At 35.3% G+C, this 15779-nt stretch carries 18 protein-coding genes and 1 pseudogene; 12 read left to right on the top strand and 7 right to left on the bottom strand.

The window, feature by feature from the left end:
• The first annotated feature begins 143 nt into the window (after window positions 1–143).
• From QSE00_RS24375 to QSE00_RS24355, 5 genes are all read left to right on the top strand, one after another.
• Window positions 144–398 carry a helix-turn-helix transcriptional regulator gene (locus tag QSE00_RS24375; protein ID WP_286107894.1) on the top strand — a complete coding sequence of 85 codons (255 nt, stop codon included), beginning with the start codon at window positions 144–146 and terminating at the stop codon, window positions 396–398.
• A gap of 258 nt (window positions 399–656) precedes the next feature.
• Complete coding sequence (locus tag QSE00_RS24370; protein WP_286107893.1) at window positions 657–1493, top strand: RteC domain-containing protein; 837 nt, start codon at window positions 657–659, stop codon at window positions 1491–1493.
• 313 nt (window positions 1494–1806) lie between these two features.
• Window positions 1807–2091: a helix-turn-helix domain-containing protein gene (locus tag QSE00_RS24365; protein WP_246906187.1), complete on the top strand. Its 285-nt coding sequence runs from the start codon at window positions 1807–1809 to the stop codon at window positions 2089–2091.
• A gap of 3 nt (window positions 2092–2094) precedes the next feature.
• Complete coding sequence (locus QSE00_RS24360; RefSeq protein WP_286107892.1) at window positions 2095–2814, top strand: hypothetical protein; 720 nt, start codon at window positions 2095–2097, stop codon at window positions 2812–2814.
• Window positions 2798–3460: a P-loop NTPase family protein gene (locus QSE00_RS24355; RefSeq protein WP_246906193.1), complete on the top strand. Its 663-nt coding sequence runs from the start codon at window positions 2798–2800 to the stop codon at window positions 3458–3460. The genes QSE00_RS24360 and QSE00_RS24355 overlap by 17 nt, the downstream gene beginning before the upstream one ends.
• Before the next feature lie 6 nt (window positions 3461–3466).
• On the opposite strand, the gene QSE00_RS24350 is transcribed toward QSE00_RS24355, so the two are convergent.
• The 7 genes from QSE00_RS24350 to QSE00_RS24320 form a co-directional block, all read right to left on the bottom strand.
• Window positions 3467–4261 carry a cation transporter gene (locus tag QSE00_RS24350; protein WP_246906194.1) on the bottom strand — a complete coding sequence of 265 codons (795 nt, stop codon included), beginning with the start codon at window positions 4259–4261 and terminating at the stop codon, window positions 3467–3469.
• 1 nt (window position 4262) lies between these two features.
• Window positions 4263–6446 carry a TonB-dependent receptor gene (locus tag QSE00_RS24345; protein ID WP_246906198.1) on the bottom strand — a complete coding sequence of 728 codons (2184 nt, stop codon included), beginning with the start codon at window positions 6444–6446 and terminating at the stop codon, window positions 4263–4265.
• A 67-nt stretch (window positions 6447–6513) separates the two neighbouring features.
• A complete protein-coding gene (locus tag QSE00_RS24340) occupies window positions 6514–6924 on the bottom strand; it encodes a Fur family transcriptional regulator (protein ID WP_246906203.1) in 411 nt (136 codons plus the stop codon).
• A gap of 35 nt (window positions 6925–6959) precedes the next feature.
• Window positions 6960–7166, bottom strand: coding sequence for a GDCCVxC domain-containing (seleno)protein (locus QSE00_RS24335; protein WP_073240407.1), 207 nt, complete (start codon window positions 7164–7166; stop codon window positions 6960–6962).
• Window positions 7166–7765, bottom strand: coding sequence for a mercuric transport protein MerTP (merTP, locus tag QSE00_RS24330; protein WP_073240406.1), 600 nt, complete (start codon window positions 7763–7765; stop codon window positions 7166–7168). The genes QSE00_RS24335 and merTP overlap by 1 nt, the downstream gene beginning before the upstream one ends.
• Window positions 7762–8136 (bottom strand): ArsR/SmtB family transcription factor, encoded by a 375-nt coding sequence (locus QSE00_RS24325; protein ID WP_246906207.1) that lies wholly within the window; start codon window positions 8134–8136, stop codon window positions 7762–7764. The genes merTP and QSE00_RS24325 overlap by 4 nt, the downstream gene beginning before the upstream one ends.
• Window positions 8137–8348: 212 nt before the next feature.
• Complete coding sequence (locus QSE00_RS24320) at window positions 8349–8978, bottom strand: N-acetylmuramoyl-L-alanine amidase family protein (protein ID WP_246906211.1); 630 nt, start codon at window positions 8976–8978, stop codon at window positions 8349–8351.
• Window positions 8979–9167: 189 nt separating this feature from the next.
• Between QSE00_RS24320 and QSE00_RS24315 the strand changes: the two genes are divergently transcribed.
• The 7 genes and pseudogenes from QSE00_RS24315 to QSE00_RS24280 all read left to right on the top strand — a co-directional run.
• Window positions 9168–9455 carry a hypothetical protein gene (locus QSE00_RS24315; protein ID WP_089369763.1) on the top strand — a complete coding sequence of 96 codons (288 nt, stop codon included), beginning with the start codon at window positions 9168–9170 and terminating at the stop codon, window positions 9453–9455.
• 307 nt (window positions 9456–9762) lie between these two features.
• Entirely contained in the window at window positions 9763–12165 is a 2403-nt protein-coding gene (locus QSE00_RS24305; RefSeq protein ID WP_286107891.1) for a TraG family conjugative transposon ATPase, read from the top strand.
• A gap of 4 nt (window positions 12166–12169) precedes the next feature.
• Window positions 12170–12757, top strand: coding sequence for a conjugal transfer protein (locus tag QSE00_RS24300; protein ID WP_246906218.1), 588 nt, complete (start codon window positions 12170–12172; stop codon window positions 12755–12757).
• Window positions 12758–12759: 2 nt separating this feature from the next.
• On the top strand, window positions 12760–13602 hold the full coding sequence (locus QSE00_RS24295) for a hypothetical protein (RefSeq protein ID WP_246906222.1): 843 nt from the start codon (window positions 12760–12762) through the stop codon (window positions 13600–13602).
• A gap of 20 nt (window positions 13603–13622) precedes the next feature.
• Window positions 13623–14237, top strand: a complete 615-nt coding sequence (locus QSE00_RS24290) for a conjugal transfer protein TraK (protein WP_246906224.1) — start codon at window positions 13623–13625, stop codon at window positions 14235–14237.
• 30 nt (window positions 14238–14267) lie between these two features.
• On the top strand, window positions 14268–15197 hold the full coding sequence (traM, locus tag QSE00_RS24285) for a conjugative transposon protein TraM (RefSeq protein ID WP_286107890.1): 930 nt from the start codon (window positions 14268–14270) through the stop codon (window positions 15195–15197).
• Window positions 15194–15658, top strand: a pseudogene (locus QSE00_RS24280) (DUF4138 domain-containing protein); the annotation flags it as partial. The gene traM and the pseudogene QSE00_RS24280, both read left to right, overlap by 4 nt.
• Window positions 15659–15779 lie beyond the last annotated feature (121 nt).

Below are 15779 nucleotides of genomic sequence, written 5' to 3'. Positions count from 1 at the left end.
ATTAGGTATCTCCGCCATAGACAAGACTCCTTTGCAGGAGTTGCTCACCGAACCGAAATCAAATCAAAATGTCAATGAACAGATGAATTTATTTAGCGATTAAATTTTAACGCATCAGTACTATTTTAGAAAATAAAACTAAAATGTATGAAGTATTTGCAATGAGCAAAGAACAGGCAATCAATTCAGCCGATGTGAAAATTATTTATGAAAATTTGACAAGAAGAGAAATAGAGATTACCTTGTCAATTCTCGGTAACCTTAGTTATAAACAAATCGCCAAGGATTTATTTATTGCAGAAAGTACCGTATCCAAACACGCCTCTAACATCTACAAAAAAACGGGTGCAAAGAATAGAAGACAATTTATTTCTCGCTACCGAAAAAAGTCTAAATAGCGTTATTCCTAGCTTGACAACAATTACCGTAGGAATATACGGCTTATTCCGTATATATCTACGGAATAAAATGTCTTTCTTTCAAAATTATGTTATTACATTTCATTAGTTCTTTAGCCGCCCCTTGTCGTAAAAACTCCTACTTTTTAAAGTACCTGTTCTACGCATTTACTAACTAAAGAATTCTAACAACAACTAACCCACCGAAACTAAGAATACCCAAAATATTGTTGGGCTTAACTGTATTTATGGTTGCAAATGGATTTAGAAACGTTAGGCAAAAACCTTCTCGTAGCTTTAGACGAGATAAGGCTCGAAAATCTACCGATTTTGGAACAATCCTATCGTTCCATCGAGTTAAGTAGAAATTTGCTTACCGTTTTTAAAAGAAACATTTTGGTTAATGACTTTGAAAGTATCGAAAAAGAAATAGTCTTCTTCAAGAAAATCAAACAAATACCATTGGTCAAGCTCATATATTTTTCAGAGATTCATTCTTTCGAAATTCAATTTCCTAAAGCAGACAGAACTGCCCAGTTAAAATTTGTAAAAAAGAAGATTAACAAATTAAATCGATTTTTCCTTTATAATATTGACTTCGGCCAGTACGTAAAATCCGGGGCAACTCACTTCGATAAAGCCTACTATACCAGAGCCCATCTTAATACTTACCATATTACTACTTCCAAATTCTATTTCCAAGACCCAGATTTTTGTACACCACGAGATATGCTTTTGGGAAAGTTCAAGGCGTATATTTCTCTTATCAACTATATGGACCAAAAGAAACATTCTATTAAAAACAGATTGAACGGCAATAGCGTGAATATAAAACCTACAGAAAAAATTCCTTGGCCATTCACTAATACGGATTGGGTAGAACTTCTCTATGCATTATCCGCGAGTGGAATTGCAAAACAAAAAGGTCTAAGTATTATTAAATTATCTAAAATTTTGCAAGAGGTATTCGACTTTACCCCAAAGAAAATCTATAAAACCTATCAGGACATGAAGAATAGGAAAAATAGCCGGACATTGTTTCTTGACCAGCTAACTACTTCCCTTCTTTCGGAAATGGACAAAAGTGAGGAATAGTTATTGGTTTGTTTCTTCTTTTATTTGTTAAAATAAGACCGTACTACGGTTGACCTACGGTAATCATATTACACACCTGTTTTCCATAAATTTTGATACAATTTAAGAGTCTCTTAATTACAGAAACACTACAAAACAGCACTAAAACAAATCAAATTTCAAAATGTTAAATTTTAACCGTAGTACGGTTGTACTGGGGAATAAAATCCATTAAAGCTATTCAAATTTGTAGAACGAAAGTCAAATCAGGTCAGAGGCTATCAAATTAATTGACAACGATGCGATAGTCTCTTACTTTAAAAACCGTTCTATTATGCCGACAAGTATTATTACAACAGACGACCTTCGGGAATTCAAAATGGAATTGCTCGATGACATCAAAAAATTATTATCTAAACAAACTACTGGAAAACTCAAAAGATACCTCAAATCTTCTGAGGTTATGGATTTGCTTCAGGTAAGTCCAGGTACTTTACAAAATCTTCGAATCAATGGCACTTTGCCCTACACTAAAGTTGGTGGTATTATCTACTACGATGCCGAGGAAATACAAAATATAATGACTTCAAACCGTGTAGAGCACGGTTCAAAATCCTAAATAATGAACTATATAAAGCTACTTAATGCGGCTTTTGAAAAGTTCTATTTTGATGACCGCCTAAATCCTACCCATATCAGTCTGTATATGGCGCTGTTCCAAGAATGGAACAGTAGTCGCTTTGCAGATGAGTTTTATGTGAACCGTAGAGATTTAATGCGTTGTGCTAAAATAGGCTCAAAATCCACATACCACCGCTGCGTTACGGATTTGGACTCGTGGCTTTACTTATCCTATTTCCCATCTAACAATCCCTATAAAGGCAGTAAAATCAAGATGTCCATTATTGGTACAAGTAACGAACCAGATATGGGACGGTACAATCCCACATTAGAACAGCTTGCGGAACAGTACTATCCCATACGTGAACCAGTTGTGGGACAGCACCATCCCATAAATGGACAAGTACTGGTATCTAATACAAACAATACTAAACAAGAAAACTATAAAAAACAGCCAAAAGGCAGGCAGGCGGTTATTGATTTTTTTGAAGAAAATAGTTTTGATGCAGATGAGGGGAAAAAGTTCTTTGAGCACTATGAAACTCGGAACTGGCAAACAAGCGATGGGCAAACAATTCGTGATTGGCGAGCTCTAGCCACAAATTGGATGGACAGAACAGAATTATTCGACGAAAAAAACGAATCAAACAAAAAACAAGCGTCCCAAATCAAGGACAACTTGCGAACCACTAAAAACAAAGATTATGGACAACCCCTCTAAAATTACCGAAGGTGGCGTAGAATATTCGCTAGGAAAATTTGATGGCAAAAGTATATTTTATGATTTTCCAAAAATATTAATCTATTTGAATGCTAAAGGGAAACTACTTTTTGGTGAAAAGTTCAGGATTTATGACGAAGATAGAGATATACTTCTGAAGCTCTGCTCTTACTTCATTAAGGATAAAGATAATTGCAAAAGCTTTGGTATAGATATGGATAAAGGAATCCTACTTTCCGGACCAGTTGGTTGTGGTAAAACCAGCTTAATGAAATTGCTGAGATATATTGTGCCAATGCAAAGACCTTATGAAATGATTCCTTGTAGGAACGTAACCTTTAGTTTTAACCATCTTGGTTTTAAGACCATTGAGGAATATGGTAATACTAAATTTTTCTGTTTTGATGATTTAGGTATTGAACCCGCCGGACGTTTTTATGGTAAAGACCTGAACGTAATGGGCGAAGTACTTTTATCTCGATATGAGCTATACCTTGAGACCAAACAAAAAATCAAAACCCACGCAACCACCAACCTAAATGCTGAAGAATTAGAAGAACGTTATGGCAATCGTGTTCGCAGCAGAATGCGAGAACTGTTTAATCTAATTGCCTTTGATAAAGGTGCTGGCGATAAGAGAAAGTAGAATAAATTACTTACCAAGTTTTAAAATTCTAAAAGCACCTTGAATTACCAAGACAAATACGATTGTTCCGATAATCAAATCAGGTTTATTAGAATTTAGCCAATTGACCAAAACTCCTGCGGTTATAACCCCTAAATTAATAATGACATCATTAGAAGTAAAAATCATACTCGCTTTCATATGTGCCTCTTCTTTGCTTTTGGACTTTTGCAAAATATAAAGGCACAAGCCGTTCGCAATAAGTGCAAAAATTGAAACGATAATCATTGTCGAAAAATCGGGAAGCCTATCGGCTCCGAAAAATCTTCTCAACACTTCCACAAATCCAATAATTGCAAGTGTTATTTGAAAATATCCAGCTAATTTTGCAATGCGTTTTTTCTTAATCAACGTTCCTCCAACCGCAAACAAGCTAATTCCATAAACAAAACTATCCGCAAGCATATCCAAACTATCCGCAACTAATCCCATTGATTTTGAAATCAGTCCTGTCGTCATTTCAATAATGAAGAAGGCGAAATTAATTGCAAGAACAATCCAAAGTAACCTTTTTTGGCTTGTTTTTTCATCAAAATCCGTTTCGTGGGTTTGTTCTGTTGAAATTTTCTTTCCTCCTAATTTCAATTCGTCAATCGACTTTTCAATTTGGTCTGCCTGTCCGTTGTGAAAAACGGTCAGTTTTCGTTTAGCGATGTCGAAGTCAAGGTTTTTAACTTCTGGAATTCCGTCCAGTTTCATTCGGATTAGGTTTTCCTCGGAAGGACAATCCATCTTGCTAATTTCAAATACCGTTTTGTTCATTTTAGTCTTCATCTTCGTTTCCAAAAGGTTTAATAATTACTCCTACACTAAAAATAAAACCGTCCGTAGGCGCATAAATTTCTGGAAATTCTGGATTGTCGTGTGGTGGCAAAACCAAAGGTGAAAACCTACTTTGTCTTCTGTCTGTAAAGTTTTCAAAATTTACAAAGGTTGTTCCCCATTTGAAATTGCGCATTAAAAGCAATCCCATAGTTATAAAATCCGTGGTTTCTGTGCCATTAGACAAAAACTGCTTTCCTGTGTAAAAAGTTTCATAACCTATGCGCCATTTATCAGATTCGTACATTAAAACGCTACCTGCATTATGTTTTGCTGTGAGCGGTTTTTGCGGATTTCCTGCCAAATAGTTCAGCTTTGTATCAATGAGTGCATAGTTTAAAAACCATCTAAAATCCTTGTACGTAAATTTAATATTGGTTTCCGCTCCCTTGCTTATTATTTTATCGGTTGCATTTTCAAACATAAAAAATCCATCGTCTGTTGAATTTAATAATAGCCCGTTGTTAATAGCTGAAACGTAGAAGAGTTGGTTAACACTAAAACCTACCACATCGAATAACCTTGTTTGGTAATTCACATCAAAATTGACACCATAGGAACGTTCTGCCTTTAAAGCAGATTTATCTATAGCAAGTACATTTTCAAAACTGATATATTCCGCCTCTTCGGTGAAAATATCTGGAATTTTATAACCTAATCCACCACCAATTCTGCTCGAAAATCCGCTGTCGTTCTTGTAAAGCAAGGAAACTCTTGGAAGTGGAAAAAAACCGAAATCTGTATTGTAGTCTGCTCTTAATCCTGTTTCTAAAATCCAACTATCTGAAACGTCGTAAATGTTGTTTACAAATGCTCCATAAGTAACGTCTGATTGGTCTCGTTGTAATGTCGCATTATCATTTTCATCAAAATTAGATGTGTATAAATTTGCACCAAAAATCCAATCGGTTTTTTTGGATGCCTTTTGATAGTTGATTTCTGTGAATGTATTGGTTTGTTTGCCGTCAAAACTGAAATCGGTAATAGATAGTTTTCTATCGAAAAATGAGATGCTATTCTTGATGTTCAATGAACTGACCGAATCTATCTGTGTTTCGTAAACAGCCTGACTGCTCAATCTTTTAGAAAGATTTTCTTCGGTATATTGATGAATCCCATTTTCGCCACTTTCAATTTTTGTAATGTCTCCACCAATTCTGTCGTCATAAGTTCCATTTAAACCTATCCAAAAAGTTGTTTTTTCTGAAGGATAATAAAAGAATTTGGGGTTAAAAGATAACGAAGTTGTTTTTGGTAGATTGCTGAAACCATCATCTTCTGGGTCATACGCTTTTTGGTAATGACCAGAACTGTATAATGAAACTCCAAATTTTTCATTTCGCTTACTATAAAAGACATTTGCTGTACTACCCAACGCTTGTGTTTGAGTTAGCATAATATCCAAAGATGGTTCTTCATCAGGTGTTTTTGATACCATATTTATTAAACCCGCAATAGCCCCTCCTCCATAAAGTGTAGAAGAACTTCCTTTTATTATCTCAAATTGTTGTAGGTCTAGAGGCGGAATTTGTAAAATACTCAAACCACTTGAAAATCCACCATACAAAGGAAATCCGTCTCTTAAAAGTTGTGTATAACGTCCATCGAGACCTTGAATTCTAATATTGGTGTTTCCACTACTTAACGAGGTTTGTTGCATTTGTATTCCGGTACTTTCACGAAGCACCATTGAAATATTAGTCGGATTCATTACTGCTTTTTCGCCTAATTCTTCCGCACCTATAAATTCTATTCTCGTAGGTATTTTTCTAACAGTTCGTGTACTTCTTGAAGATTGTATTACGACTTCATCCAATTCATTTCCTCCCGATTCGAGCTTGAAAGAGAACTCTTTTTTTGTGCCAACCTCAATAGTGGTTTCAATGGTTTTAAAACCTACATATGAAATTTTTACGGTTTGGTTTCCATTTGGGATTTCTGTAAATGTGGCAATTCCGTCAAAATCTGTTACTGCTCCTTTCTCTAATTCTTCAAAATATACAGTCGCTCCCAATAATGGCCCATCTGTTTCGGCATCGCTCACAGAAATGGAAATATCACTCGTTTGTGCGAATGATATAATTGATAACATTAAAAATAATGTGTTTAAAAATACTTTTTTCATTTGCTTATTCTGGTTTTTAAGAATATTGCAAATGTATTTAGCATTTACCGCAACTCGATTGCAAAGATTATCTGTTGCAGTTGTCGCACAGGCCTTTCACGACCATATTTGCTTGTTGCAACTTGAAATTTTTTGGAAGTTGAATATTGGGAATAGGAACGTCGAAAAGACAAAACGTTTTGTCGCAGTTAGTACAATAAAAATGATAGTGCAAATCTTTTGGGTCGCAGTTACAGCCTTCCGCACAAACTGCATATTTGGTCATTCCAGAGCCATCTTCAATGCTGTGGATAACTTTGTTTTCCTCAAATGTTTTTAGTGTTCTGAAAATAGAACTTCTATCCGTATAGGGCAGCGCATTTTCAATATCCTTTAATGATTGAGCTTTTTCTAGGCTTAAAAGATGGCGCAGAACAACCGTTCGTACTGCGGTGTTTTTTACTTTTTTTATTTTTAGGATTTCTTCTTCCGTTTGCATTTTCCTAATATATCATTTTTTAGAGTATTGTCTTTTCAGCAACAACTTTTGTTTTCTTGAATCGGCGGACAAGGCACAGTTCCGTAAGAACAATAAACACAACAATCTCCTTCATTTGGTTTTAGAACCGTTTTGCAACTCTCACATTCATAAAAGAATTGACAGGATTCCGTTGGCATTTCTTCTACTTTTTTATGTCCGCAGTTTGGGCAAGTTATTTCAGATGTCAATATAGTTTCCATTATTTTTCTTTTTTGTCGGTCACGTTATAACCTGTAGAATTAATTGCTTTCTCAATTTCCGCTTCATTGGTCTTGGTTTTATCAAATTCAATGATTGCATTTCCACTTTCGTATGATGCTTTTGAGCTCACGATTCCGCTGAGTTTATTTACTTCGTGGTTTACGTGTTCCTCACAACCCGCACAGGTCATTCCACTAATTTTAAATTCAGTTGTTTTAATATCCGATTTATCTACTACGATAATGTGTTTTGCCGTGTCTGGGTAAAAAATTCCTGAATAGTATGGAAATGCCAACATTACTATTGCAAATACAGTTATAATTCCTAAAAAAGTTTTGGACTGTGTGAATTTTGGTTTTTCGTCTGTCTCACATTCACAATCGATTTCCTTTTTAGGCTTTAGCATTTGATACCAGGCAAAACAAAGAACTAAAATTGTAAGCCCGATTAGGTAAGGTCTAAAAGGTTCTATCCAAGAGAATGTTGAAGCAATCCCACTTGTTCCTGCGATAAGAGCCAAAACAGGCGTAATACAGCATAAGGAAGCTGTAATTGCAGTTAGCAAGCCTGCTCCAATTAATTTATTTTCACTTTTCATATTGCTTCTAAAACTTTGTTCTTATCAAGTATTGCGAAAAACGGATTGAGTAGTTTTTCATATTCAGCGGTCAATGAGTAATAAATCGTTTGGGCTTCTCTATCGGTTTCTAATAGATTTCGGTCTTTCATTTTTCTCAAATGCTGGGAAATGGCCGAAATATTCATTCCAAGAATATCACTTAAATCACAAACGCAAAGCCTATCTTCTTCAAAGAGTAGGTATAGTATTTTAAGTCTTACGCTATTCCCAACTAATGAAAGTCCATTCGCCAAATAGTCGAACGATTCGTTTAATTCCGAAACCGTGTCTTTGCAACGATTAATTTGTTCTAAATCGGCTTGTTGTCTTATGCAAGAATTATTGTCCATAAAGCAAAGTTACATTATTTTATTATTTAAGCAAACACTTAAATATATAATATTTAATATAGCAATTATTTGATTAATAGAACTGCTAGAAACAAATGGCAGTAGTCTAGTTTCTAAAAGACTTATATAATAAAACTACTTCTGCAATAAATTGTAGTACAATAGCTTTTAAACTTTTTGTCAACTCTAAAAATATATCTTTCATAATAGTATTAGTTTTTAATAGATAATAAAATGGCTAAGGCAATTAATTTGATATTCTTAGAAGCAGAAATATAACTGCTTTCATCCCTATTACTCAAAAAACCCAGTTCCAAAAGAACCGAAGTACAATAGTCAATAGTTTCACGCAACACCTGAAAGTTCGCAAACTTAACACCTCTACTTTCATATCCTATAGCTTTGCAAAGTGCTTTTTCAAATTGATAACCTATATAAATAGATTCTTTAGAATAATTTGTTTCCTTTTGTGAAGCATAAACTTCTATCCCTCTTGCATCTGGATTATCTGAATGATTACAATGTAGAGAGACAAACAAATCAACTTTTAGAGCTTTGGCCAGCTTGGTTCTATCCAATAGTGAAATTAGTGTATCACTATATCTGGTTAAATAAATATCCAGAGGCATATCTAATTCATTATTTAGCTTCAAAATGGCATTCGCAATATCCAATACAACATCCTTTTCTTGAACTTTATTTATACCTATTGCACCAGTATCTTTTCCACCGTGTCCAACGTCAATTATAATTCGTTTTTGAGCACTCTTTTCTTGTCCAAAAACGATACACATTTTTAGAAGCAAAAAGACAAAACTGACGTTTTTGAGCACTTTTTTCATTTTTAATTTTCGGGTTATCAACAACTTCTCTACAAAAATTCATAGAATTTGATGCCAAATAATAACAATTAAATTCAATTGATTTCAAATAATATTTTATTCACAAATATTTGATTATCAGTTATTTATAAACAAATATATGTAAATTTCTAACAACGAAAACAACACGAAAATCTAAACAATTTTATTATGAAAAAATCACACTATTTAGCATCAGTTCTTTCGCTCTTATCCACTTCACTTTTCGCTCAAATTGGTGGCATAGAAGATTCAGTTAATGATGTTGGCGACACCATCAGAACCATTTTTCCAATTTTATTGGGTGTCATTTTCCTAGTTGGCTTTCTGTTTAATGCAGGGCATTTCTTTGGGGAAAATGCAGACCTTAAAAAAGGGATTACCAGAGTGCTTGTGTTTGTTTTGATTGCTGGCGCAGTTGTCGGCATCTTCACATACCTAATAGGCATCGTAGTATAAATGAACCCTCATCGAAGGCTTTATTAGAATAGCTGTATGAAGAAATACGAGGTCTATAAAAACATTAGGAAAAGGGCGGTCATTTTTGGGCTGCCTATTTCCCTGTTTGCGCTAATGATGGTTTCCATTTTAGCTTCGCTACTCATCATCATCTTCTCTTTCAGCTTCGGGATAATCATCGGCATACTCGTTTTTAATGCTGCTTTATATGTAGCTCTCACGAGAATAACACATAACCCACAAATCTTTCAGATGGCTAAAGCCTTCCCAAGAATAATAAGTAACAAAAGAAACTCGGGCTTCGATTATGAACAAGATTAATCTTTCAGCATATCAACCAATTACAGATATTCAAGATAATATCATATTTGCCAATAATGGTAATGTCGTCCTTTGCTATGAAGGAACGCTACCAGAAATTTATTCCCTTTCCGAAAAAGACTTCGAAGACATACACGGTGCTTGGTTTCAGGCCTTGAAATCATTGCCTATTGGTACGGTAGTCCAAAAACAGGATATCTACCTTAAAAAGACATACACTTCAGAAGCACTTCCAAATACAACGTTTTTGGAAAAAGCAACACACGACCACTTTAAAGGGCGTGAGTATATGGAACATCGTTGCTTTTTATTCTTTACACTTACTAAAAACAAAGCGCTGAATAATTCTAAATATGTCAATCCTTTTCGTAAAGTTTCCAAAGGAATTGTTCAACAATTGGATGACAATGTTAAGAGCTTCATCGGGGCTGTTAGTGATTCAGTTTCCTTTATAAATAATAGCCGAAAAATGAAGTTTATTTCGCTTAAAGCGGAAGAGATTCAGCAACTCACAAATGGATATTTCAACGGTTTTAATGATGGATTTGACACCGATATCATATTAGATAAAAAAAGCGTCAATATTGGCGAAAACCATTTTGATGCCCTGGCTATCAATAGCGAACTGTGCTTTGGCGAAAGTGTACAGAGTAGCAAGACCAATGAGAAATTCACTTCTGACGATTTTGTATTTCATCAAGGGTTTATTGATGGTCTAGGGCTTACGCTTAATGAAAATCATATTGTCAATCAAATCCTTTATCTGGATGACAAACAGAAGTGGCGCAAGCTACTGGATAAGAAAATTGAAGAACTTAATAAAAGTTCCAACTTTGGTTCGCAGAATAAAGTAGTCCTCGGTAAAATTCAGCACATACTAGACCAAATCAATGCGGATGATAATGCCCGTATTATTCGTGGTCACTTAAACATTATCTATTGGGCTCGGGAAGCCCGAGAGCTAGACAGAATTGGTTCAAAAATCAAAACTGAATTCAAGGAACTGGACATCATTCCATACTATCCTAGAGGTGAAGAACGCAAGAATTATATTCTAAATAGTTACTGCTGTTTTTCTTCCAACTTTTCAAATAACGATTTATATGTTACCGATTTAAAACATGCTTTATGCCTGTTTATAAATAACACCAATTATAATTCTGATACTACCGGAATCATCTTTAATGATAGAGAACATAATGTTCCTGTTCTTAAAGATGTATGGGACGAACGCAAGAAGCGCATTAAGGCACGAAACTTTGCCATTTTTGCACCTACTGGCGAAGGCAAGTCCTTTTTGGCAAACAACATTCTACGCCAGTATTTTGAAAGTGGTGTCCGCCTGGTCATAATTGACCTTGGTGGATCCTACACCAAATTTGCCAAACTCTATCCCAAAAAATATACTGTGCTTCGCTATGAAAGTGGCAAAAACTTAGGTATCAATCCTTTTTATATAAGTGATAAAAATGACCTAACACCAGAACGTTTGGAAGACTTGTCCGTTTTCCTGTTTGAATTGTTTGCTTCAGATTTAAAAGTGACCAAAGCACAATCGGTTTCGGTCAAAAAAATATTGCGACATTATTACAATAACACTTCAGAAAATCATTCCTTGGATGGTTTCTACAACTTTATAGAGAGGAATCAGAAAGACCTTCTGGACACCTTAAAAATCCATCCCGACTACTTCAATATTACAAGCTTCTTGCACGTAATGTCCGAATATGTCGGCGATGGTCTATACAGCTTCCTTTTTGAAGTAAGTGAAGACCAGACCTATAAAATCGAAGACAAACGATTGATTGTTTTTGAGCTGGATGAAGTAAAGGATAACAAGGAAATCCTGTCCGTTATGTTGAAGCTGATTAAGTCAGCCATCCAAAGAACGATTTGGAAAAACAGAGCTGAAAAAGGCATTATCCTTTTCGATGAGTTTGCAAAGCAACTGAAGTTCGAAAACGTACTGGAAAGTGTTGAATTCTACTATCAAGCCATTCGTAAACAGAATGGTGCGATTGGGATTATTCTTCAATCCATTAATCAGCTTCCCAATAATTCAACATCAGCCAGCATAATAGAAAATACGCAAGTTGTCTATAGCCTCAACAATGAAAAAGGCTATGATGAATTAGTCAAAAGACTCAATCTATCAAGCCACGACCTGAACCAATTAAAATCCATTAAGAATAATCTTTCTGGTCCACGGAAATACACCGAAATGTTTATCAAAATAGGAAAGGAAAGCAACATTTTTCGGCTTGAAGTTCCAAAGGAAGTATATGCAGCATACCTAACTGATGGACAAGAAAACGAGGAAATAATGAAGCTCTACAACGAGCATCATAATATGGAAAAAGCAATAATTCAATTCACATCTAAAACATAATATTATGAAGACAAAAATCAAAACATTCGTATTCGGGCTAATCTTCACGATTGCCATTTTATTGCCTAGTGGTGCAACCGCTCAGGGAATGCCAACTTATGATAACACAAATTTTATCAGTTTGGTAAAGCAACTTGTAGAATCAGGTAAGCAGACAGCTCAAATGATTAAGTCTGTAAAATTCCTAAAAGATGCGAAAGAGGCAATCGAGAAAGTATCAAGTGTTGTCCAACAACTTAGGGCAGTTGAAGAAATAGCAGCCAACAATCAACGCCTTATCAATGTAATGCAAAACGACTTACAGGATATTTTAAACTCGCCTTACATCAAACCCGAGGAAGTTACACGGGTTGCGGAATCATTTGATGCCATAGTCCAAAACTCTTTGGACACCGTTGACTTTATGGGCGAAATCTTATCTAGCGATAATCTAAAAATGTCGGATGCTGAACGTGCTGAAGTTTTAAAGGAAAAAGAGCTGGAATCAAAGCAAATGGTTTCAAACATTCAAACAAAAACGAAACGCTACAAGGATATTATATCCTTCAGAAAAATGCAGGACAAAATTAATAACCGAGAAACAGAATACTAATAATGACCGCAGCCATACTTTTAGGGATTGGACTGGAATACGTTGATGCGGTATTTCAAACCATACAGAATAGCAGCTTTTCGCAATATACCATTGCAGGAATGAAAACGCTTGCTGTATTGTTCTTTCTGGTCAATATCCTAAAGAAATATAATGAAGGTATTGCGGATAAGGATGGTTACACTTGGGGATTGAGTCCTGGGGAATTGATGAAGAATTTTGCAATAGTTATTCTAGTCATATTCTCGACACAAGTACTTGGCTTCTTTGATGGCATCTTGGTTTCTATTGAAGCCCAATATCGTGGTACAGCACCCGCCTTATTGCCTTTACAGATGCAGGATATTCCTATCGAAGAGGAAATTAATTTTTTAGAGGCCGCTCAGGCAGCAATGGCATTATTGTACGAAGCTCTGGTTACGCCACTCTATGGATTTAAAATCTTTGCATTTATCATAAGCCTTATCCTCTGGATTTTGGACTTGTTTATCTACCCGCTATTCCTCGCAGAACGTTATTTTTTATTGGGTATAATGCAGGCCTTTTTTCCGCTGGTCATTAGTCTCGCGGTTTTTGAAAAATTCCGTTCGCTTGCCTATACCTTTTTTAAATTATACGCTGCGGTCTATATGTTAGTACCAGCCTTCTTTTTGGTTAATGTATTTGTAAATGCACTCTACACCGAAATCAATACAAATTTCTGGACGAACCTATTTGGGACAGATGTTGGTCAGGGCTTTTTTGCACCTGTTGTACAGTTAGGGTCGGTATTTTTCATTGTCTTCCTAAAGTTCAAATTGTATAAACGTGCCACATCATTTACCCTCAGATTGTTTACTGCCTAAGGCAGATTAAAAATAAAACTATGAAAACACCATACAAGAACATATACAACGTCTTAAAGTTGAACAGATTCATCGTGTTGGCAGTTGTCATTTTTGCAATGTTATGCAGCACCTTTTCACTTTGGATGGCATTTAAGACGAATAAAGAAGCTCTTAATAGTGCCTTTGCCATTAACACGGATGGAAGTATTATTCCCCTGAAGCTCGTAACCCAAAAAGAAAACTTCAAGGTAGAAGCGTTAGCTCATTTAGACCTGTTCCATAACTACTTCTATAATATCGATGCCAGTAATTACGAACGTAATTTAGAAAAGGCACTTTGGTTAGGTAATAGTTCCGTGGACAATCTATATCGACAGAAAAAAGCGGATGGTGTCTATAACCGTTTGCTTCAATATTCGCTAGTACAGAAAGTACTGAGCATAGACTCACGAATCGAAGAACAAAACGGAACATACGTATTTAGAACGGTTACCGTCTTTGAAATTAATAGAGGTTCGATAATAGATACCTACGAACTCGTTTCTAGCGGAAACTTAATTCCTGTTGACAGAAACTTTCCAAACAACCCACACGGTTTGTTAATCACAAACTATTTCGAGAACACCTTAAAAAAATTAAACGATGAAAATTGAGCCGATAATCGGCATTTAAAAACCACTATTATGAAAGTAGAAAAGAATAAAATAGTTTTTGCAGCGGTATTGGTCGTGATTTTCATATTCCTGATTTCCTATTCTATGATGGTTATGGGCGATGACGAAAATGAGAATGAAAACCTTGAACAGACCTTGATTCCCGATTTGGACGAAAATCAAAAGGAATATGATTCTAAATTAGATGCCATTAATGATTTGAAGGAAGTGCGTGAGAATAATGCACCCAGTATCTATGATGAAAAACTAATTGATTCCTTGGGCTTTTATGACCCAGACCTTCCGGAACGGGAAAAAGAACGCATTGTAGATAGTATTTATGACGCTGGTAAAATTCAATATTCGGAAAAACGATATCAAAATTTTGGACAAAAGAAAGTTGTTCAAAACAATACCCAGAAAATTGATTCTGCTGAAATAAAGCGAGAACAAAAAATTGAAGCCAAAGAATTAGGGCTGGAACATCAACTGTTCTTTGCTGCTTCGCCTAAACCCAATGAAGTTTCCATTATAGGCAATACAGATGAAACTATTTACGTGGTTGTGGATGGCGACCAGATTGTTAAAGCGAACACCCGATTACGAATGCGCCTTATCAAATCGGCAACTATAAATGGTAAGCTGATGCAAAAGAACACACCCGTTTTTGGGTTTATCAGTTTTCAGCCAAATCGTGCTTTAATTGAGATTGAAAACATAAAGCATCATCCAACCAAACTTAAAGCTTTCGATTTATTAGATGGTAGCGAAGGTATCTATGTGCAAAACAATTTCAGGGCGGAAGCTACTACTGAAGTTTTGGATGATGTTATAGGCGATATCAATATTCCGACTGTTCCACAAGTGGGCGGAATTACACAGGTATTTAGACGTCGTAATAGAAGCGTAAAGGCAACTGTACTTAACAACTACAAATTAATTCTAAAACCAAAATTATGAGAACCCTATTTTTAATATTGATATCATTGATTTCTACTTTTGCTAAAGCGCAAACAAGCACGGTACTAGACACAATTTACGCGAACGACACTAAAAATGTCGCACTATTTTTCCCAGAACCCATAAGACAGGGTATAACCGGTTCAGATAATTTTGTTTTTACCTACAATCGTGAAAAAGAACAGTATTTCGGATTACTTCAGGCAAAGCCTGGGAAAGAAAGTAATCTACTGGTAGTCAATAGAAATGGCGCAATTTTTTCGTATATTGTAAGATATAAAAAGCAGCTATCAAAGCTCAATTATTTCATTCCATTATCAAATAGTATTGGGAATGAAAAACCAATAGTAACCGATTCGATTCAGGTTGTAACTTCTGAAAACAAAATAGATAACAGAACCTACTATTATCAAAAATTCTGCACCTATCTTCTTAACAGAAACCAACGTATTGGTCGGATTGGCTATTTCGGAGTTATGACGCCACCATTTTCGGTCAAATTGCGCCACTTTGAAAGATCTTACAATTATAAAAAAAATTTAGGTTTATATACTCTTTAAAGTTCCTTTTCTTAATGATTCA

The sequence above is a fragment of the Arenibacter flavimaris genome (assembly GCF_030291335.1).
In the GTDB taxonomy this organism is placed as follows: Bacteria; Bacteroidota; Bacteroidia; order Flavobacteriales; family Flavobacteriaceae; genus Arenibacter.
This window is presented reverse-complemented; position numbering and strand designations above follow the sequence as displayed.